At 65.9% G+C, this 18,578-nt stretch carries 19 protein-coding genes and 1 pseudogene; 18 read left to right on the top strand and 2 right to left on the bottom strand.

The features are described 5' to 3' along the window. The first annotated feature begins 64 nt into the window (after positions 1 to 64). The 7 genes from BSZ39_RS06225 to rplI all read left to right on the top strand — a co-directional run bounded on the left by BSZ39_RS06225 (position 65) and on the right by rplI (position 6,928). Entirely contained in the window at positions 65 to 1,519 is a 1,455-nt protein-coding gene (locus tag BSZ39_RS06225; protein ID WP_073716507.1) for a CCA tRNA nucleotidyltransferase, read from the top strand. Beyond that, complete coding sequence (locus tag BSZ39_RS06220) at positions 1,520 to 2,815, top strand: MFS transporter (RefSeq protein WP_073716506.1); 1,296 nt, start codon at positions 1,520 to 1,522, stop codon at positions 2,813 to 2,815. Positions 2,816 to 2,909: 94 nt separating this feature from the next. After that, positions 2,910 to 5,168: a transglycosylase domain-containing protein gene (locus BSZ39_RS06215; RefSeq protein WP_073716505.1), complete on the top strand. Its 2,259-nt coding sequence runs from the start codon at positions 2,910 to 2,912 to the stop codon at positions 5,166 to 5,168. 179 nt (positions 5,169 to 5,347) lie between these two features. Then, complete coding sequence (gene rpsF, locus BSZ39_RS06210) at positions 5,348 to 5,635, top strand: 30S ribosomal protein S6 (protein WP_073716504.1); 288 nt, start codon at positions 5,348 to 5,350, stop codon at positions 5,633 to 5,635. Between the two features lie 40 nt (positions 5,636 to 5,675). Then, on the top strand, positions 5,676 to 6,176 hold the full coding sequence (locus tag BSZ39_RS06205) for a single-stranded DNA-binding protein (protein ID WP_073716503.1): 501 nt from the start codon (positions 5,676 to 5,678) through the stop codon (positions 6,174 to 6,176). Positions 6,177 to 6,222: 46 nt separating this feature from the next. Then, the gene (gene rpsR, locus BSZ39_RS06200) at positions 6,223 to 6,459 is read left to right on the top strand and encodes a 30S ribosomal protein S18 (protein ID WP_073716502.1); all 237 of its coding nucleotides are present in this window, start codon (positions 6,223 to 6,225) and stop codon (positions 6,457 to 6,459) included. Between the two features lie 19 nt (positions 6,460 to 6,478). Further along, positions 6,479 to 6,928, top strand: a complete 450-nt coding sequence (rplI, locus tag BSZ39_RS06195; RefSeq protein ID WP_073716501.1) for a 50S ribosomal protein L9 — start codon at positions 6,479 to 6,481, stop codon at positions 6,926 to 6,928. A 65-nt stretch (positions 6,929 to 6,993) separates the two neighbouring features. Here rplI and BSZ39_RS06190 read toward each other — a convergent pair whose 3' ends face one another. Further along, positions 6,994 to 7,644 (bottom strand): GntR family transcriptional regulator, encoded by a 651-nt coding sequence (locus BSZ39_RS06190; protein WP_073716500.1) that lies wholly within the window; start codon positions 7,642 to 7,644, stop codon positions 6,994 to 6,996. Positions 7,645 to 7,817: 173 nt separating this feature from the next. Between BSZ39_RS06190 and BSZ39_RS06185 the strand changes: the two genes are divergently transcribed. The 11 genes and pseudogenes from BSZ39_RS06185 to BSZ39_RS14995 all read left to right on the top strand — a co-directional run. After that, positions 7,818 to 9,092, top strand: a complete 1,275-nt coding sequence (locus BSZ39_RS06185; protein WP_073716499.1) for a citrate transporter — start codon at positions 7,818 to 7,820, stop codon at positions 9,090 to 9,092. A 2-nt stretch (positions 9,093 to 9,094) separates the two neighbouring features. Beyond that, positions 9,095 to 10,105, top strand: a complete 1,011-nt coding sequence (locus tag BSZ39_RS06180) for an asparaginase (protein ID WP_073716498.1) — start codon at positions 9,095 to 9,097, stop codon at positions 10,103 to 10,105. A gap of 125 nt (positions 10,106 to 10,230) precedes the next feature. After that, positions 10,231 to 11,148, top strand: a complete 918-nt coding sequence (locus BSZ39_RS06175; protein WP_073716497.1) for an alpha/beta fold hydrolase — start codon at positions 10,231 to 10,233, stop codon at positions 11,146 to 11,148. Continuing rightward, positions 11,149 to 12,879 (top strand): bifunctional 3-(3-hydroxy-phenyl)propionate/3-hydroxycinnamic acid hydroxylase MhpA, encoded by a 1,731-nt coding sequence (gene mhpA, locus BSZ39_RS06170; RefSeq protein WP_222842881.1) that lies wholly within the window; start codon positions 11,149 to 11,151, stop codon positions 12,877 to 12,879. A 9-nt stretch (positions 12,880 to 12,888) separates the two neighbouring features. Next, entirely contained in the window at positions 12,889 to 13,839 is a 951-nt protein-coding gene (locus BSZ39_RS06165; RefSeq protein WP_073716496.1) for a 3-carboxyethylcatechol 2,3-dioxygenase, read from the top strand. 2 nt (positions 13,840 to 13,841) lie between these two features. Beyond that, complete coding sequence (locus tag BSZ39_RS06160) at positions 13,842 to 14,684, top strand: 2-keto-4-pentenoate hydratase (RefSeq protein WP_222842880.1); 843 nt, start codon at positions 13,842 to 13,844, stop codon at positions 14,682 to 14,684. Further along, positions 14,681 to 15,607: an acetaldehyde dehydrogenase (acetylating) gene (locus BSZ39_RS06155; RefSeq protein WP_073716495.1), complete on the top strand. Its 927-nt coding sequence runs from the start codon at positions 14,681 to 14,683 to the stop codon at positions 15,605 to 15,607. Before BSZ39_RS06160 ends, BSZ39_RS06155 begins: the two co-directional genes overlap by 4 nt. 1 nt (position 15,608) lies before the next feature. Further along, positions 15,609 to 16,625: a 4-hydroxy-2-oxovalerate aldolase gene (gene dmpG, locus BSZ39_RS06150; protein ID WP_073716494.1), complete on the top strand. Its 1,017-nt coding sequence runs from the start codon at positions 15,609 to 15,611 to the stop codon at positions 16,623 to 16,625. Between the two features lie 88 nt (positions 16,626 to 16,713). Next, positions 16,714 to 17,340 (top strand): cysteine hydrolase family protein, encoded by a 627-nt coding sequence (locus tag BSZ39_RS06145; RefSeq protein ID WP_073716493.1) that lies wholly within the window; start codon positions 16,714 to 16,716, stop codon positions 17,338 to 17,340. Continuing rightward, on the top strand, positions 17,337 to 18,074 hold the full coding sequence (locus tag BSZ39_RS06140) for an SDR family NAD(P)-dependent oxidoreductase (protein ID WP_073716492.1): 738 nt from the start codon (positions 17,337 to 17,339) through the stop codon (positions 18,072 to 18,074). Before BSZ39_RS06145 ends, BSZ39_RS06140 begins: the two co-directional genes overlap by 4 nt. 74 nt (positions 18,075 to 18,148) lie before the next feature. Continuing rightward, positions 18,149 to 18,268, top strand: a pseudogene (locus BSZ39_RS14995) (hypothetical protein); the annotation flags it as partial. 12 nt (positions 18,269 to 18,280) lie between these two features. Here BSZ39_RS14995 and BSZ39_RS06130 read toward each other — a convergent pair. Further along, positions 18,281 to 18,578: transposase (locus BSZ39_RS06130; RefSeq protein ID WP_143180408.1), on the bottom strand; the 298-nt coding region annotated here is incomplete at its 5' end.

Raw genomic sequence — 18,578 nt, 5'->3', positions numbered from 1 at the left:
AGTCAAGCGACGCGCAATTAGGGTCATGGTGAGAAACGCTGGGCAGCCATGAGAAAGTTAAGACGTGTCGAACCGCGAAACCCCGAACCTCACCATCGAGCAGCTGCGCCGCATTGCCACGCATCAATTGAGCCAGCTGCCGCCCGTCGTGCATGAGCTCGGCGAGGTTTTCGCGGATGTGGGCCATGAGCTCGCGCTCGTCGGGGGACCGGTGCGCGACCTTTTCCTTGCGCAGCCGACGCATGATCTCGACTTCGCGACCTCGGCGCACCCGGATCAGACCGAGGAGCTCCTCGCGTCGTGGGCCGACCACAGCTGGGCGATCGGTAAAGAGTTCGGCACGATCGGCGCGCGCAAGGGCGACGTCATCGTCGAGGTCACCACGTACCGCAGCGACGAGTACGACCCGAATTCACGCAAGCCCGTCGTCCAGTTCGGCGACACCCTCGAAGGGGACCTCACGCGCCGCGATTTCACCGTCAACGCGATGGCGGTACGGCTGCCGGCCGGCGAATTCGTCGACCCGTGCGGCGGGATGGAAGACCTCTCCGAGATGCTGCTGCACACCCCGATCGCGCCGGAGCGCTCCTTCGACGACGACCCGCTGCGCATCATGCGCGCCGCGCGGTTCGCGGCCCAGCTCGGCTTCGACGTCGAAGAAGAGACGATGAAGGCGATGACCGAGCTTGCCCCGCGCCTCGCGATCGTCTCCCCGGAGCGCATCCAGGCCGAACTCGTCCGGCTCATCACCTCGACGTGGCCGCGGCGCGGCCTCGAACTCATGGTCTACACCGACGTCGCCGACTACGTGTTGCCGGAGCTGTCGGGCCTGCGCGCAACGCAGGACGAACACAACCGCCACAAGGACGTCTACGAACACACGCTCACGGTGCTCGACCAGGCGATGGAACTGGAAACCGGGCCCGACGGCCCCGTCCCCGCGCCCGACTTCGTGCTGCGCTTCGCCGCGATCATGCACGACATCGGCAAGCCGGCGACGCGCCGCTTCGAGCCCGGCGGCCAGGTCTCCTTCCACCACCACGAGGTCGTCGGCGCGAAGATGACACGCAAGCGCATGCGCGAGTTGCGCTTCGATAAGCAGACGACGAAGGACGTCGCGCGCCTCGTCGAGCTGCACCTGCGATTCCACGGCTATGGCGAGCAGGCGTGGACAGATTCGGCCGTGCGTCGCTACGTAACCGACGCCGGGCCGCTGCTCGAACGCCTGCACCGGCTGACACGCGCCGACTGCACGACGCGCAACCGTCGCAAGGCGAACCGCCTCGCGGCCGCCTACGACGACCTCGAAAGGCGCATCGCCGAACTCGCGGAGGCTGAAGAGCTCGCCAAGATCCGCCCCGACCTCACGGGCAACGAGATTATGGAGATCCTCGACATTCCTCCGAGCCGCGAGGTCGGCCAGGCCTATTCCTTCCTGCTCGCCGAGCGTATGGAGCACGGACCGCTCGGCAAGGAGGAGGCCACGGTCCGCCTGCTCGCCTGGTGGAAGGACCGCTAGGTGCGCGTCGTCCGTGACTTAAAGACGCTCTCGGGTTACCCGGGCTTCCGCAAGCTGCTGACCGTCCGGCTCGTGAGCCAGACCAGCGATGGCCTCATGCAGGCCGGGCTCGCGTCGCTGTTCTTCTTCTCGCCCGAACGCCTCACGACCGCGGGTGACGTCGCGATCGCGTTTGCCGTCCTGCTGCTGCCGTTCACGCTCGTCGGCCCGTTCGCGGGTCCGCTGCTCGATCGGTGGCGCCGCCGCCAGGTCCTCGCGCGCGGCAACGCGCTTCGGGCCGTGCTCGCGCTCATCATCGGCGTCTGCCTCGTGACTCTCGGGATCGGTCCGGCGGTCTATGTCCTCGCACTCATCACGCTCGGTGTCAACCGCTTCCTGCTGTCGGCCCTTTCCGCTGGCCTGCCGCTCGTCGTGCCACGCCGCCTGCTCCTCATGGCCAACTCGATCGCGCCGACGCTCGGTGCCGCGGCCGCCGTCATAGGCGCCGTCATAGGCTTCGGGCTCGGCATCGTGCTGCCCGTCGGCTCGACGCGCGATTTCGGGCTGCTGGCCGCCGCGGCGGTCGTCTTCGCCCTCGCCTCGGGGTTCGCGCTGCGGCTCGGAGCCGACGAACTCGGCCCAGAAAAGGGCGCCAATCGGCCGCGCACGCTCGGCTCGGTGCTCACCGACCTGAAATCCGCGGCCCGCTACCTGTTCGCGCGCCGGACCCCGGGCGCGGCGCTCGCGGTCATGGCGAGCCACCGCTTTATCTACGGCGTGAACTTCCTCGTCCTCATCCTGGCCTCCCGCAACCTCCTGACCGACCCGGCCAACGCGGCCGCGGGCCTCGCGCTGTTCGCGACCCTGTCGGGCATTTCGTTCGCGGGCTCGGGCCTCGCCATCGTCGCGACGCCGATCGCGCACGAGCGTCTCAGCCCGAAGCAGTGGATCTCCTGGTGCCTCGCGATCTGCATCGTCTCGCAGCTGATCGCGGCCAGCGCGGCGACGATCCCCGTCATTGGCATCGCAGCCTTCCTCCTCGGCCTGTCGGTCCAGGGCGCGAAGATTGCGGTCGACACGATCGTCCAGCGCGATACCGCCGACGCCTACCGCGGCCGCGCCTTCGCGCTCTATGACGTCATGTTTAATGCCGCGTTCGTCGGCGCTGCGGGCCTGGCCGCTGCCGTCCTGCCCGACACGGGTTGGTCGCGCACCGTCTTCCTCATTCTGGCGCTCATCATCGGCGTGATGATCGCGGCCTACCGGCTCTCTGCGGATGAACCCCGAGAGGTTGAGGAAGCCGAACGGGAAGCGTGAGACAGCTATGCCCAGCGTGAATTTCGTCAATTCTGCTGGGAACTGGTCAGGCAAGGTGGTTATACTGGGATGACCTATCTCGGAAGGACACGGTGTGAACGAGCATCAGGGCAAACCCGTGACGCGACGATCGTTGCGCGCGAGCTCTACCCCGCCCCCGCCGCCCGGGCCCAAGGGCCCCGCGAGCCGTAAGGACCGCAAGGCGAAGAAGGGGCGGCGTTACCCGCGCCCAAACAAGGGCCCGATCATGCGCTGGCTGCCGGGCTGGAAGCTCGTGCTCGGCCTGTTCACCGCCTTCATCGCGCTCGGCATCGGCCTGTTCGCGCTCGCCTACACGATGATCGACGTGCCCGAACCCGGTGACTTCGCCCAGGCCCAGACGACGACCGTCTACTACGCCGACGGGGAAAGCCAGCTCGGCACCTATTCCGAGTTCGACCGCAAGGCCGTCAAGCTCGATACGCTCCCGGAGCACGTGGCGCAAGCCATCGTCGCCTCCGAGGACCGCCGCTTCTACACGAACCCCGGCATCGACCTGCGCGGCATCGCCCGAGCCGCCTGGAATAACCTGCAGGGCAAGCCGCTGCAGGGTGCCTCCACCCTCACCCAGCAGTACGTGGAGCGCTACTACGTCGGCGATACCCGCGACGTCGTCGGCAAGTTCAAGGAAGCCATCCTCGCGCTGAAGATCGATCGCCAGCAGTCCAAGGAACAGATCCTCGAGAACTACCTCAACACCATTTACTTCGGCCGCGACGCCTACGGCATCGAGACCGCCGCCCAGCACTATTTCGGTAAGAGCGCCGCTGACCTGTCGATCTCGGAGTCCGCGCTCCTCGCCGGTGTCATCCCCTCGCCCTCGCGCTGGGACCCCAAGGTCATGCCCGAGCGGGCGAAGGAACGCTGGGAGCGCGTCCTGAACATCATGGTCGCCGACGGTTGGATCACCGAGGCGCAAAAGGCCGAGCAGACCTTCCCCGAGACGATCGGCTACAAGGCCGTCAACTCGCTGAAGGGCCCGAACGGCTACCTCGTCGACATGATGAAGAACGAGGTCATCGACAAGGCCGGCATCAGCGAAGATGAGCTGAATACGCGCGGCCTGAAGATTACGACGACGATCGACAAGAACCGGCAGCAGGCGGCGATCGACGCGGTCAACAAGCTCCCGGAGGATCGCCCCGAGAACAACCGCGTCGGCCTTGCCTCGATGGACCCGCGCACGGGCGGGATCGTCGCCCTGTACGGCGGCCCCGACTTCGTATCCCAGGCGCGTAACGCCGTGACCCAGGACCGCGCGCAGGCCGGTTCGACTTTCAAGGTGTGGGCGCTCATCACCGCGCTCGAAAACGGCTACTCGCTGAAGGACACGTACCAGAGCCACAACAACATGGAGATCGAGGGCTTCGATAAGCCCGTGCGCAACTACGACCGCTATGACCGTGGGCGCATCAATCTCGTCAAGGCCACGGAAGACTCCGTCAACACCCCCTACGCCCAGCTAAACGTGGAACTCGGGCCGGATAAGACGATGGCTACCGCCGTCAAGGCCGGCATCCCGGAAAAGACGCCGGGCCTCGCGCCCGTACCCGCCAACGTGCTCGGCCCGGCCTCGCTGCGGCCGATCGACCAGCTGCGCGCCTACGGCACCATCGCCTCCGGCGGCATCAAGCACGAGCCGTACATCATCGCCGAGATCAAGGACGCGAAGGGCAACAGCATCTACCGCGCCAACAACGAGGGCGAACGGGTCTTCGACTCGGAGGTCATCGCCGACGCCACCTACGCCATGCAGCAGGTCGTAAAGTCCGGTACCGCGAACTACGCGGGCCGTAACCTCGGGCGTCCCGCCGCCGGCAAGACGGGCTCCTCCAACGATTACAAGTCCGCGTGGTTTGCCGGGTTCACCCCGCAGCTCGTGACCGTCGTCGACATGTATCAGGTCGGCGCGAACGGTGAGGAAGAAGAGCTCACCGGCTTCGGCGGCGTGCGCACCGTCGCCGGTGGCACCTACCCGACCCGGATCTGGACGAACTATATGAAGACGGCGCTGGAGGGCGAGGAAGTCATCCCGTTCCCCAAGCCGACGGACAAGAAGGCGACGAAGCACCCGATTCCGGCGCCCAAGCCCAATCCGACGCCCGAGCCGAGTGAGGAACCGAGCGAACAGCCGAGCGAGGAGCCGACGGAGCAGCCGACCGAGTCTCCGCAGCCTACCCCGGAGCCGACCATCACCGAGCCGGACCCGCTGCCGACGCTTGACCCCAGCCCGGAACCGACCCGCGGTAACGGCAACGGGCCAGGCAAACCCGGCAAGCCTGGTAAGCCCGGCAAGCCGGGCGGAAACGGCTGATTGTTAGGGATAGGTCACAGCGATCTTTCAGCCCTAGTCCTCTGGTTGCCGGTGCACTAGTATGGGTCACTGTGCTATCTGCACCGGCGAACCTTCGCTGGCCGTAGGTATCCACACGCATCACCCTCCTGTCACGGAGAGACCGTGACCGACTAGACCACAGGAGGTGGGGTTAACGAATGCGTAACTATGAACTCATGATCATCCTCGATCCCGAGGTGGATGAGCGTTCCGTAGGGACCACGCTGGACAAGTTCCTCGAGGTCATCACCAAGTCCGGTGGCACCGTGGACGTCGATATCTGGGGCAAGCGCCGTCTCGCCTACGACATCAACAAGCGTTCCGAGGGCATCTACGCGGTCGTCAACATGACCACGACGCCTGAAAACGCCAAGGAGCTCGATCGCGTGCTCGGTCTTTCCGAAGCCGTCATGCGCACCAAGCTCATCCGTCCGGACGCGCACTAAGCGCATCCGAGCCAGTCGTCACTGAGAACAGGAAGCAATCATGGCAGGCGAAACCCTTATCACCATCGTTGGCAATCTCATCGCCGATCCCGAACTCCGGTTCACCAATTCTGGTGCACCCGTCGCGAATTTCACCGTGGCGTCGACCCCGCGGAGCTTTGACCGCGAGACCCGCGAATGGAAGGACGGCGAAACGCTGTTCATGCGGTGTTCGGTGTGGCGCGATTACGCCGAGAACGTCGCCGAATCCCTCACCAAGGGCATGCGCGTGATGGTTCAGGGCCGTCTCCAGCAGCGCAACTGGGAAACCCCCCAGGGCGAAAAGCGCAGCACGGTTGAACTGCAGGTCGACGAGGTCGGTCCGGTTCTCCGCTTCGCCACGGCGAAGGTGCAGCGCTCCCAGCGCGGCGGTTCCAGCTATGGCGGCAACCAGGGTGGTGGCCAGTCCTCCGGCGCGGACTTCAACGCTCCGGCCGGCGGTTCTCAGAACGATCCGTGGAGCACGAGCGGCTCGAGCTTTGATAACGAGCCCCCGTTCTAACCCAACCGAACGCTCAATTCAGACCTTTTTACTCGAGGAGACAATCATGGCGAAGCCTCAACTTCGCAAGCCGAAGAAGAAGATCAGCCCGCTGAAGGCCGTCAAGGTCGGCAACGTGGACTACAAAGACACCGCGCTGCTGCGCAAGTTCATCTCGGACCGCGGCAAGATCCGCGCGCGCCGCGTGACTGGCGTGTCGGTGCAGGAACAGCGCGCCATCGCGAAGGCCGTCAAGAACGCCCGCGAAATGGCTCTGCTGCCCTACTCCAGCTCGAACCGCTAACCCTAGGGAGGAATGACAGATGAAGCTCATTTTGACTCACGAAGTCTCCAACCTGGGGACCGCCGGCGACGTCGTCGAGGTAAAGGACGGCTACGGCCGTAACTTCCTGCTGCCGCGCGGCCTGGCCACTCCGTGGACCAAGGGCGCCCAGCGTCAGATCGACCAGATGAAGGCCGCCCGCAAGGCCCGCGAGATCGCCTCGGTCGAGGATGCTCGCGCCCTGCGCGACGCGCTGCAGGCCAACAGCATCACCATCGAAGAGCGCGCCGGTGAGTCCGGCCGCCTGTTCGGTGCCGTCTCCACCAAGGAGATCGCGGATGCCGTTGAGGCGCAGCTCGACAAGAAGATCGACCGCCGCACCATCGAGATCGTGAACCCGATCAAGTCGGTCGGCGACCACCACGTCACCGTCACGGTGCACCCGGAGGTCCAGGCCCGCCTGGACGTGACGGTCAAGGCTGCCAAGTAGTCTTACCTCCAACGCGACAAGCGGCCGGCCCGAGATTTCGGGTCGGCCGCTTTTGGTATGCGGTCTCAGGTGAAATGCTTGCGCAAGATGACGAGCGTGGAACGCAGGTGCTCCAGTTCGATCTTGGTCGCGAGCTCCTCGTCTTGATCAATGAAGGCTTCGAGCATCGCGTAATGTTGCGCGTTGGAGGCCTCGATCTGGCGCGGGTCGAGTTGCAGCGAACGCGAAACATAGGGGGACGCCGCGGCCGCGAGTAACGTGACCACGTGCGAGGTCCACGAATCGTCATAGGCCATCGTGATGCGGTGGAACTGTTCGTTGAGCTCGGTGAACTCGATGACGTCGCTGAGCGAGCCCATCTCATCGCATAGGGTGCGCGCCCGCAGGGCGTCGGCCTCCGTCATCTTGCCCATGGCGCGAGCGATCTGCAGCGGCTCGACCCGAAAGCGCATCGCGTAGATCTCTTCCGCGCGATCAAGTGTGAGTCCGAGGACCGTCGTGCCGCGGTGGGCCGTCGAGACGACGAGCCCGTCCTGCTCCAGGCGGCGGATCGCTTCGCGTACCGGAGTAATGGAAATCTGCAGGGATTCGGCCCATTCGGCCTGGCGTATCCGCTCGCCACCCGCGAGCTGCCCAGAGATGATGTCGCGGCGCAGGGCGTCATAGGCATAGCTCGCCTGCGTCGTGGGCGCGGCGTCGCGGGTGCGGGAGGCCATGGTGGGCTGCTCCTTGCGGGATAACGGTGAAAATCAGGGTTGGATCAATTCTATTGGACAGCGACGAAGATCGGCGAAGAACTAGGACGAAGGGCCCGAGCAACTTCTGGTGAAAGTCCGTAACGTATTTTTTATAAAATATTCGTTGCGAAGCTCGTTCAAAGGAGAACACCATGCAGATCGCAGCTGAAATCATCATGGGGATCACCCTCATCCTCATGGTCATCGGCCGAACTCCCCTCTATTCCACCGCCATCATTGGCGCGACCATCGCCGCCCTCGTCTCCGGCATCCCGATTACCGGGGAAGCAGACGTCACGATCAAATCCCTCGTCCTGCACGGCTTGAACCCCGTTATCGCTGATATGGCGGGCGTCTTGATCTTCATCGGCGCGATGGAACACGCCGGCTTCTTGAAGGTCATGGTCAACGCGATCATTCGACAAGGCAATAAGCTCGGCCGTGGCCCCGGCGTTGCGGTCGCCGGTGGTATCGGTGCCGGCATGATCGGTGCTTTCACCGGCTTCACCCAGCCCGCGATCACCGCCGTCGTCACCGGTCCCGCCTCCGTCGGTCTTGGGGTCAACCCGAGTCAGAGCGCCGGTACGCACGCGCACGCCGGCCACCTCGGCAACTTCGCCGGCTTCACCCACCCAACCCTCCTCGCCATCATCGCGACGGTGGGAATCCGCTTCGGTTGGATCAACGCGATCGGCCTAGCGACCGCGCTCGTCATCTTCGCGGTCTCGTTCATGCGGATGCGTGCCTCGACGCGCAAGCAGCAAATGATGTCGGAATCCGAGGTCGCCGAAGCGATGGCGCAGTTCGAGCGCAAGGAAGGTGAACCCAGCATCTGGCTCGTGCTCCTGCCCTTCGCGCTCCTCGTCGTCGGTTTCGCCCTGGGCTACCCGGTCTTCATCGTCGGCTTCCTCGTCTCCCTCATCGTCATGCTGCTGGGCCGCAAGAACCCGTTTGCGACAGAAGAAGCCATGCTCGACTCCGTCAAGCGCGTCGCGGTTCCCCTGATCGCGACCGTCGGCTTCCTGTACATGTCGGGCGTCATCGGCGCGATCGGCATCACCGAGCTCATGGCCGGCTGGTTCGAGCCGATGATCAACTCCGCCCCGATCCTCACGATCGCGCTCGTGTCCGCGATCGCGGGTCTGCTCACGCAGTCGAACTCGGCATCCGCCGCGATCATCCTGCCGATGGTTGGCATCGTCGTCGCGCACGGCGACGTGAACTCGCTGGCGCTCGCAGCCGCAGCCGCCGGCCCGACCGCGATCATGCAGTACTTCCTCACCGGCGGCCCGGTCGCCGCATTGGCCACGACCATCCCGGTGGTGCCAGGATCAGAGCTGAAGGAAGCTAACCGATTCCAGCGACCCTCGCAGCTGGCAGGCCTCGCCTTCGTCGTCCTCGTCGCGGTCCTGATCGGAGGGTTCTAGTCATGACGTCCCGGGAATCGACCCCACGGCCGATCATTGCGCTCGGTGCCCTCGGCGGCACGATCGCGATGAAGCCCGCCGAGCCGGGAGCCGCTGTCTCCCCGGATCTGGACGCCGACGATCTCATCGCGGCCGTTCCGGGACTCGCCGACGTCGCCGAGATCCGTGCGACTTCGCTGTGCAATGTCTCCTCACCGCAGCTCATGATGGACAACGTCTTCGCGGCGCTTGCCTTCGCTCACGATGCGGTGGCCGACGGGGCTGGAGGCGTCGTGTTCACGCACGGCACGGACACGCTCGAAGAAACGGCGTTCCTCCTGTCGCTGCTATGGGATCGGCCCGAACCGCTCGTGCTCACCGGCGCGATGCGTTCGCCGAACCTCGCCGGAGCGGACGGTCCGGCAAACGTCCTTGCCGCGGTCCTAGCCGCGAGCGATCCAGAACTTCGAGACTGTGGCGCTCTCGTGGCGTTCAACGACGAAATCCACGAGGCACGCGCCGTCACCAAGACGCACGCGTCATCGACCGCAACGTTCCAGTCACCCGGCTGGGGGCCGATCGCGCGCGTCATCGAGGGGCATGTCGAACACTGGTGCCGACCCCACCATCGGACCTCGACACTGCCCGTCCCCGAGGCGGGGCCCGTTCGGATCCCGGTGATCGAAGCGGGCCTCGCCGACGACGGCCACTTCCTCGACGTCCTCGCCGATGGGGGAGCAGCCGCGATCGTCATCGCGGCCTCCGGCGGTGGCCACGTCTCGCAAGAGTCCGCCGAGCGCTGCGCAGCGCTAGTCGAGCGTGGATTGCCGGTCATCGTCGCAACGAAGACCGGATCGGGCCGCACACTGAAGAAGAGCTACGGCTATCCCGGGAGCGAGTCCGACCTCATTGCCAAGGGCGTGATCATGGCGGGCTACCTCTCGCCTCGCAAGGCCCGGCTGCTCGCTCACGTCGCGCTCGCGGCTGGCGCTGACATCGCGCGGTTGCGGGAGATTTTCCACGATCACGCCTAGACCGGACCACCTGGCGGCACAAAACTGTTCATGTTTCGCGCGACGGAACGGAAAGACTCCTGCTCGGGCAGAGCGCTCCTAAGGTCGAAGTAACGAATCCGTTATTTCCGAGCAAGGGAGCACTCATGTCCGAGCAGGTCATTGAATCCGACGGCAGCATCAACGGGCGCCCGTACACGTCAGTCTGGGACGATCTCGCCGAAGTCGAGTTCTCTCAGGGCTTCCTGCAGGCGGGCCCGTACCGCACGCGTTACCTGCATGCGGGCTCCAAGGACAAGCCGCTGCTCCTCATGCTGCACGGCGTGACCGGTCACGCAGAGGCCTACGCCCGCAACCTCTCGGCGCATGCCGAGCACTTCAACGTCTACGCGATCGACTTCATCGGTCACGGCTACTCCGTCAAGCCCGAGCATCCGCTCGAGATCAAGCATTACGTCGAGCAGGTCCTCGCCGTCATGGACGCGCTCGGCTACGACAAGGCGCATCTGTCGGGCGAGTCGCTCGGTGGCTGGACCGCGGCCCGCCTCGCGCAGCTGCACCCCGAGCGCGTCGACCGCGTCGTCCTCAACACCATGGGCGGCACGATGGTGAACCCGAAGGTCATGGAGCGCCTGTACACGCTGTCGATGGAGGCCGCGAAGGACCCGTCCTGGGAGCGCGTCAAGGCGCGCCTCGAGTGGCTCATGGCCGACCCGACGATGGTGACGCCGGACCTCATCCGCACGCGCCAGCGCATCTTCGAGCAGGACGACTGGCCGATGGCGTGCGAAATGAACATGGCGCTGCAGGATCTCGAGACCCGTAAGCGCAATATGCTCTCCGATGACGATCTGCGCCAGATTCAGGCGCCGGCGATGGTGCTGTGGACGACCAAGGACCCGTCGGGTCCGGTCGACGAGGGGGCACGTATCGCGGACCTCATCCCGAACGGCCGCCTGCAGGTCATGGAAAACTGCGGGCACTGGCCGCAGTACGAGGACACCGAAACCTTCAACCGCCTGCACCTGGACTTCCTGCTGGGACGCAGCGATTCGGAGGCCTAAGTGGCGCCCCGCGACGCGGTGAGTGAAACCGACGTCCTTATCATCGGTGCCGGACCCGTCGGCCTCACTCTCGCGAACCTGCTCGGTAGCTACGGGGTGTCGGTCATTCTCGCGGAAGCGCGCAGCGATCTGATCGACTATCCGCGCGGCGTCGGTCTGGATGACGAGTCCTACCGCACGATCCAGGCGATGGGGCTCGTCGATACGGTCCGCCCGCACACGAACCCGAATCACATCGTCAAGATCGTGAACGGCAAGGGCCGCGTCCTGACCGTCAACAACCCCACCCCTGAACCGTTCGGGTTTGCTCGCAAGCACGGTTTCATCCAGCCCGAGGTTGATCGCGCGTTCTTCGATGGCCTCGCCCGCTACGAGCACGTCGAGGTCGCCTTCGAACACATGCTCATCGGCCTTGAGCAGGACGATGCTGGCGTCACCGCGACGCTCGAGGTCGGCCCCCGCGACATGGATGGCACGACCGGCCCGCTGCCGGACACGACGCCAACGACGCGCCAGGTGCGCGCCTCATTCGTCGTCGGCTGCGAGGGTGGCCGGTCGTTTACCCGCAAGTGGCTGGGCGCGAACTTCGTCGGCGAATCGCCCTCGACGCGCTGGCTCGTCGTCGATGTCGAAAACGATCCCGTTGGCACGCCTGGCGTCTACCTCGGCGCCGACCCGAAGCGCCCGTACGTCTCGATCGGGCTGCCGCACGCGGTGCGGCGCTGGGAGTTCATGCTCCACGACGATGAGCCATCCGATGCGTGCGACGACGATGCGTTCGTCCACGGCCTACTCGCGCCGCACGTTCCGGATCCGACGTCGCTCGAGGGCCTCCGGCGCCGCGTCTTTACCCACCACGGGCGCGTCGCGGACACGTTCCGCTCCGGCCGCGTCGTCATTGCGGGCGATGCCGCCCACCTCATGCCCGTGTGGATGGGGCAGGGCTTTAACTCGGGGCTGCGCGATGCGACCAACCTCGCGTGGAAGCTCGCGACTCTCGTGCGCGGCCAGGCGGACCTCGACCTGCTCGACACCTATGACACCGAACGGCGCGATCACGCCAAAGCGATGGTCGACCTGTCGATAACGATGGGGACGTTCATCAAGCAGCAAGACCCCAAGGTCGCGCTGCTGCGTGACTCCGTCTCCACCGCGCTCGGCGCGGTCCCGCAGATCAAGTCGTATTTCTCCGAAATGCGTTTCAAGCCGATGCCGCGCTACACCCGCGGCGTCCTCGTCGACCCCTCGACGCTGACGCCCGGAAATGCGGCCGCAAAAATCACCCGCGACCTCATCCCCGTGCACACCGCCGAGAACACCGATTCGCCCGTCGGTGTGCAGTTCATCCAGCCGCGCGTCATGACCAAGGCGAGCGAGCAGCCCGCGCTGCTCGACGACGCCATCGGCCCGTGGTGGGCCCTGCTCGGCTGGGGCAACGACCCGCGCCGCCACCTCGACGACGAGCTGCGCGAGATCGCGGCAGCGATGGGGATGCGTTTTGGCTGCATCGTTCCCGAAACCCAGCGCCCGTGGGCCGAGGCGACCTACCCGGCCTCCGATGACTTCGTCGTCATCGGTGATCACACCGGGGAATTGAAGCGATGGTACGACGACCGTCCCATCTCATTCGTGTTCATCCGTCCCGACCGGTTCGTGGCCGCGGCGGTGCTCGCGCAGGAGGCTGATCCTGCGTTCCGACAATTGCTCATCGCCATGAAATCCACTCTGTAAGGAGCCGACATGCCTGTTGCACTGCTGACAATGTCCCATTCCCCGCTGCTCGAGCACGCCGACCCGCCCGCCGAAGTCGCGCAGGCCGTGCAGGACGCGTTCGCCAAGGCGCGCGAGTTCGTCACCGACTTCGACCCCGACCTCATCATCAACTTCGGGCCCGACCACTACAACGGGTTCTTCTATGACCTCATGCCGCCGTTTTGCGTGGGCTTTGCCGCCGTCGGCACCGGCGACTACAACTCCTTCGATGGTGAGCTGAACGTCCCGACGGAAACCGCGCAGGATCTCGCGCAGTATATCATCGACCAGGACCTCGATACCGCGATTTCGCGGCGAATGGAGGTCGACCACGGCGCGGTCCAGCCGATCGAGATCATGTTCGGCGAGGCCGTCGCGACGCTGCCCGTCATCCCCGTCTTCGTTAACGGGCTCGCCAAGCCGTTTATGCGGATGCAGCGGGTGCGCAAGCTCGGCGACGCCGTTGGCTCCTTCGTCAAGGAGGCGCTTGCGGACCAGAAGGTCCTGCTCATCGGTTCGGGTGGCCTGTCCCACGAGCCGCCGGTACCGCAGTGGGCGACTGCGACCGAAGAGCAGCGCAAGTTCCTGCTGGAAGGCCGCCACCCCACCCCCGAGGCACGCGCCGCCCGCGAGGCGAACACGATCGCCGTCGCCAAGGCGTTCGCGGAAGGCAAGGCCGATATCCGCGACCTCAATCCCGAGTGGGATGCCGCGTTCATGGATATCTGCCGCTCCGGCGAGCTCGAGAGGTTCGACGAGTTCACGGCCGAAAAGATGGCCGAAGACGCGGGCCGCTCCTCCCATGAGACCCGCACGTGGGTCGCCGCGTTCTCGGCGCTGCGTGCCGCGGCTGGCACCTACGACGTGACCTACGAGTTCTACCGCCCGATCCGCGAATACATCGCGGGCTTCGGCGTGATGACGGCCAAGGAGGACTAACCGTGGACATCACCGACGGGGACGACACCCCAACGCCGCGCACCGCCCAGCTCGCCGAGGCCTCGCGCGACCTGCTCGAGGCGTACGTGACGCGCGAGCCGATCGCGCCCCTGCGCGAGCGCATCGAGGGCCTCACGCTCGGTGAGGCCTACGTCATCCAGCAGCTGCAAGAAGAGCAGGCACTCGCGGAAGGCCGGACGGTCATCGGTCGCAAGATCGGCCTCACCTCGCTCGCGATGCAGCGCCAGCTCGGGGTGGACTCGCCCGACTTCGGGTTCTTCACCTCCGATGTCGTCTACTACGACGACGATGTCGTCCCCGTCGCGCACTTCATCTCCCCGAAGGTGGAGCCCGAGTTCGGGTTCTACCTCGGGCGGGACCTGTCCGGCGATGTCAGCGTCGAAGAAGCGGTGGAGGCAATCGCCTCGGTCCACGCGGCGATCGAGATCATCGATTCGCGCATCAAGGACTGGAACATCCGCCTCGTCGACACCGTCGCCGATAATGCCTCGTTCGCGGCCGTCGCCGTGAGCCGCGAGCCGCTCGACCTTACCAAGGACGACCTCGCCACTGCGCGCTGCGCGCTGCTCATCGACGGCGAGGAAGTCGGCTCCGGCACGGGCGCCGACGTCATGGGACACCCGGCCGCGCCGCTCGCGTGGCTCGCGAAAACCCTGTCGGAGCGCGGCGTCCACCTGAAGGAAGGCGACTTGGTGATCCCCGGGTCCTTCTGTGCAGCACACCCGGTTGAAGCGGGTAGCCGCGCGAGCGCAGACTTTGGGCAAGCCGGATCCCTCACCATCACCTTTGGCGAGGCTGGCACGGAAAAGGAGATGGCTCGATGAGCAAGAAGTACACGGCCGCGATCGTCGGCCCGGGCAATATCGGCACTGACCTCATGTTCAAGCTGATGCGCCGCTCGGAGTGGATCGAGCCCGTCTACATGGTGGGCGTCAAGGATTCCGAGGGGCTGCGTCGCGCGAAGAAACTCGGCCTGGAAACCAGCGCCGACGGCGTGGACTGGCTCCTGGAGCAGGACGAGCTGCCGGACTTCGTGTTCGAGGCGACGTCCGCGAAGGCGCACCTCGCGAACGCGCCGCTGTACCGCGAGGCCGGGATTCGTGCCATCGACCTAACGCCGGCCGCGATCGGCCCGTACGTGTGCCCGCCGGTCAACCTCGATGAGCTGCAGGACGTCATGAACGTCAACATGATTACCTGCGGTGGCCAGGCGACGACCCCGATCGTCTCCGCGGTCTCCTCCGTCGTGCCCGTCGACTACGCCGAGATCGTCGCCTCGATCGCGTCGAAGTCCGCCGGCCCCGGCACCCGCGCCAATATCGACGAGTTCACCGAGACGACGGCCGCGGCCCTGCGCGTTGTGTCCCGCGCGAAGCAGTCGAAGGCCATCATCATCTTGAACCCCGTCGAGCCGCCGATGCTCATGCGCAATACCGTGTACTGCTCACTGCCGCCGGAGGCCGCCGAGCCGGGCGCGAAGCAGGACGAGGTCAAGGAATCGATCGCTCGCATGGTCGAGCGCGTCCAGGAATACGTCCCCGGCTACCACCTCACCGCCGATCCGCAGTTCGACGAGGCGCGCGAGGACTGGCGTGGCTGGGGGCGCGTCACCGTCCTCATCGAGGTCAAGGGCGCCGCCAACTTCCTGCCCGAATACGCGGGCAATCTCGACATCATCACGGCGGCTGCCGCGCGCACGGGCGACATGCTCGTCGAGCGTATGGAACTCGCCGCGAAGGGAGCCTGACATGAGCCAGTACAAGGTCCGCCTCACGGATACCACCCTGCGCGATGGCTCCCACGCCATGCGCCACCGATTCACCGAGGACCAGGTCCGCAAGGTCGTGCGTGCGCTCGACGACGCCAAGGTCCCCGTCATCGAGGTGACGCACGGCGATGGGCTTGCCGGCTCGTCCTTCAACTACGGATTCTCCGCCGTCGACGAAATGGTCCTCATTCAGGCCGCGGCCGAGGAAGCGAATCAGGCGAAGATCGCCGTCCTCATGCTGCCGGGCCTCGGCACGATCACCGAGCTGAAGGAAGCGCACCTGCGCGGCGCGAAGGTGGTGCGTGTCGCGACCCACTGCACCGAAGCGGACGTGTCGATCGAGCACTTCCATGCCGCTCGCGAGCTCGGCATGGACACGGTCGGCTTCCTCATGCTCTCGCACCGCATTTCGCCGAAGGAGCTCGCCGCCCAGGCGCGCATCATGGCCGACGCGGGCTGCCAGTGCGTCTACGTCGTCGACTCTGCCGGCCACATGATCATGGAGGACGCCGCCGACCGCGTGAGCGCGCTCGTCGATGAGCTCCAGGGCGATGCCGAGGTCGGCTTCCACGGGCACCAGAACCTGTCGTTCGGCGTCACGAATTCCGTGTACGCCGTGCGCGCCGGTGCGACCCGTATCGACGGCACGCTGCGCGGCCTTGGCGCCGGTGCCGGCAACTCGCCGACAGAGGTCCTAGCGGCCGCGTTCGAGCGCCTCGACATCGAGACCGGTGTCGACGTCAACGCGCTCATGTACGCCGCCGAAGAGGTCCTGCGCCCGATGATCACGCGCATGCCGATCATGGACCGTGCCTCAATCATGCAGGGCAAGGTCGGCGTCTACAACTCCTTCCTGCTGCACGCCGAGCGCGCGGCCGAACGCTACGGCGTCGCCGCGCACGACATCCTCGCCGAGGTCGGCCGCCGCGGCTATGTCGGCGGACAGGAAGACATGATCATCGACGTCGCGGTCTGGCTCCAGTCCCAGGCCCGCTAATCACGACAACGCCGGGGTCGCGACACATTCGCGGCCCCGGCGCTGACGCATCTTTGACACACTGGGATTAAGCAGAAAGGACAGTGCAATGACGCCATCTGATCCCAACGAGCGCCTCACCCTGGTCGGTCCCGGACTCGCCCTCATCATCGTTCACATGGAGCACGACATCATCGACGCCGACGCTCCCTTCGGCTCCGTCTTCGCCGCCGAGATCGAGCGCCGCAACGTGGTCGACAACTGCCGCCGCGCCGCCGTAGCCGTGCGGGAAAACGGCGGCCTCGTCGTCTTCGCGCGCATCGCGTTCAAGGACGACGGTTCGGACCTGAACGCCAACATCCCGCTGCTCGCGATGGCGCGGGACGCCAACTGCCTGATCGACGGCACCCGCGGCACCGAGATCATCGAGGAGCTGCCGGTCGGGGCCGACGACGTCATCCTCACCCACACGCGCCCCGGGCCGTTCACCGGCACCGAGCTGGAAAAGATTTTGCACGACAACGCCATCCGCGACGTCGCGGTCGCGGGCGTCGCGACGAACGCGTCCGTCGAGGCGACGATCCGCCAGGCCGCCGACCTCGGCTTCTCCCCCTTCCTCCTGGAGGACGCCTGCTCCGCGGCCGATGCCGCCCAGCACGACGCCTCCGTCGGCACGATCGGTGGCCTGTTCGGCAGCGTTATCACGGTCGATGAGATGTCGGCGGCCCTGCCGTGACCGCCCTCGTCACCGGCGCCGCGTCCGAGCACGGCATCGGCTTCGCCATCGCGAAGCGCTTCGCCGCGCGCGGCCACGACCTCGTCCTCGTCGATCTCTCCGCCGATATCACCGAGCGCGCGAGCGAGATCGAAAGAGAGTTTGGCGTTTCCGCCGCGGGCCACACCTGCGACCTCACCGACCCCGACGCCGTCGCCGAGCTGCTCGCTAAGCTCGACGAGATCGACATTCTCGTCAACAACGCGGGGATCGCCTCCCCGACGCGGATCGCCGATATCGAGCTTTCCGAGTGGCGCCGCCTCTTCGACGTCAACCTCACCGGCATGTTCCTGCTGACCCAGGCGCTCGGCGTGCGGATGCGGGCGGCGGGCGGCGGGCGCATTGTCAACATGTCCTCCATTTCCGCTCAACAGGGCGGCGGGAACTTCGCCGGCGCGCACTATGCCGCCTCCAAGGCCGCCATCATCGGCTTCACCAAGGCGGTCGCTCGTGAGCTCGCTCCCGACGGCGTCGCCGTCAATGCCATCGCCCCCGGCCTCATCGATACCGACATCACCTCCGGCGTCCTGCGCGAGGCCGAAGCCACCGGCGAGACGCGGTTAGTCGCCGGGATCCCCTCGGGCCGGGCTGGCACTCCGGACGAGGTAGCGGGTGCGGCGGAATACCTTTGCTGCGATGCTGGATTTGTCGTGGGGCAAGTCATCAGCGTCAACGGAGGAGCCTATCTGCCATGAGCCGCATCGACCATCTCGTCATTGCTGTCACCGACCTACCGGAATCGATCGAGCGATGACGGGATGCGGGTCTCGAGCCCGTCGCTGGCGGCAAGCACCCCGGCGGCACCGTCAACGCGCTCGTGCGCGGACCGGGCCACGCCTACCTCGATCTCATCGCCGCACCCGAGGGTGCCGATAACCGGCTCTTCTGACTTGAGTGTGGGTTAGAGGTTCAGGCCGCCGCCGACCAGGAGCATTCTGAGGCGATAGTTCTCGGGGCTGCGGAAGCCTCTGGCTACGCGCCGTGCGAGTTCGATCACGCCGTTGATCGCTTCGGTGCCACCGTTGTTCGCGCCGTCAGTGGTGAAGTAGCCGAGGAACGGTTCTCGCCACCGCTTGAGCGTGCGGCCCAGTCTGGCGATTTCTGGGATTGGGCAGGTTGGGAACGAGTCCAGCACCTTGATCGCGATCCGTCGACCAGCCACGGGATGGGGCTGGCGATACACCGACCGTAACTGTTGG

This window comes from Bowdeniella nasicola (genome assembly GCF_001907295.1).
Lineage (GTDB): Bacteria > Actinomycetota > Actinomycetes > Actinomycetales > Actinomycetaceae > Bowdeniella > Bowdeniella nasicola.
This window is presented reverse-complemented; position numbering and strand designations above follow the sequence as displayed.

Coding starts and splice junctions, on each gene's coding strand:
- rpsF (WP_073716504.1), top strand. CDS start 5,348: ATGCGTAACTATGAACTCATGATCATCCTCGATCCCGAGGTGGATGAG.
- BSZ39_RS06205 (WP_073716503.1), top strand. CDS start 5,676: ATGGCAGGCGAAACCCTTATCACCATCGTTGGCAATCTCATCGCCGAT.
- rpsR (WP_073716502.1), top strand. CDS start 6,223: ATGGCGAAGCCTCAACTTCGCAAGCCGAAGAAGAAGATCAGCCCGCTG.
- rplI (WP_073716501.1), top strand. CDS start 6,479: ATGAAGCTCATTTTGACTCACGAAGTCTCCAACCTGGGGACCGCCGGC.
- BSZ39_RS06190 (WP_073716500.1), bottom strand. CDS start 7,644: ATGGCCTCCCGCACCCGCGACGCCGCGCCCACGACGCAGGCGAGCTAT.
- BSZ39_RS06185 (WP_073716499.1), top strand. CDS start 7,818: ATGCAGATCGCAGCTGAAATCATCATGGGGATCACCCTCATCCTCATG.
- BSZ39_RS06180 (WP_073716498.1), top strand. CDS start 9,095: ATGACGTCCCGGGAATCGACCCCACGGCCGATCATTGCGCTCGGTGCC.
- BSZ39_RS06175 (WP_073716497.1), top strand. CDS start 10,231: ATGTCCGAGCAGGTCATTGAATCCGACGGCAGCATCAACGGGCGCCCG.
- BSZ39_RS06165 (WP_073716496.1), top strand. CDS start 12,889: ATGCCTGTTGCACTGCTGACAATGTCCCATTCCCCGCTGCTCGAGCAC.
- BSZ39_RS06155 (WP_073716495.1), top strand. CDS start 14,681: ATGAGCAAGAAGTACACGGCCGCGATCGTCGGCCCGGGCAATATCGGC.
- dmpG (WP_073716494.1), top strand. CDS start 15,609: ATGAGCCAGTACAAGGTCCGCCTCACGGATACCACCCTGCGCGATGGC.
- BSZ39_RS06145 (WP_073716493.1), top strand. CDS start 16,714: ATGACGCCATCTGATCCCAACGAGCGCCTCACCCTGGTCGGTCCCGGA.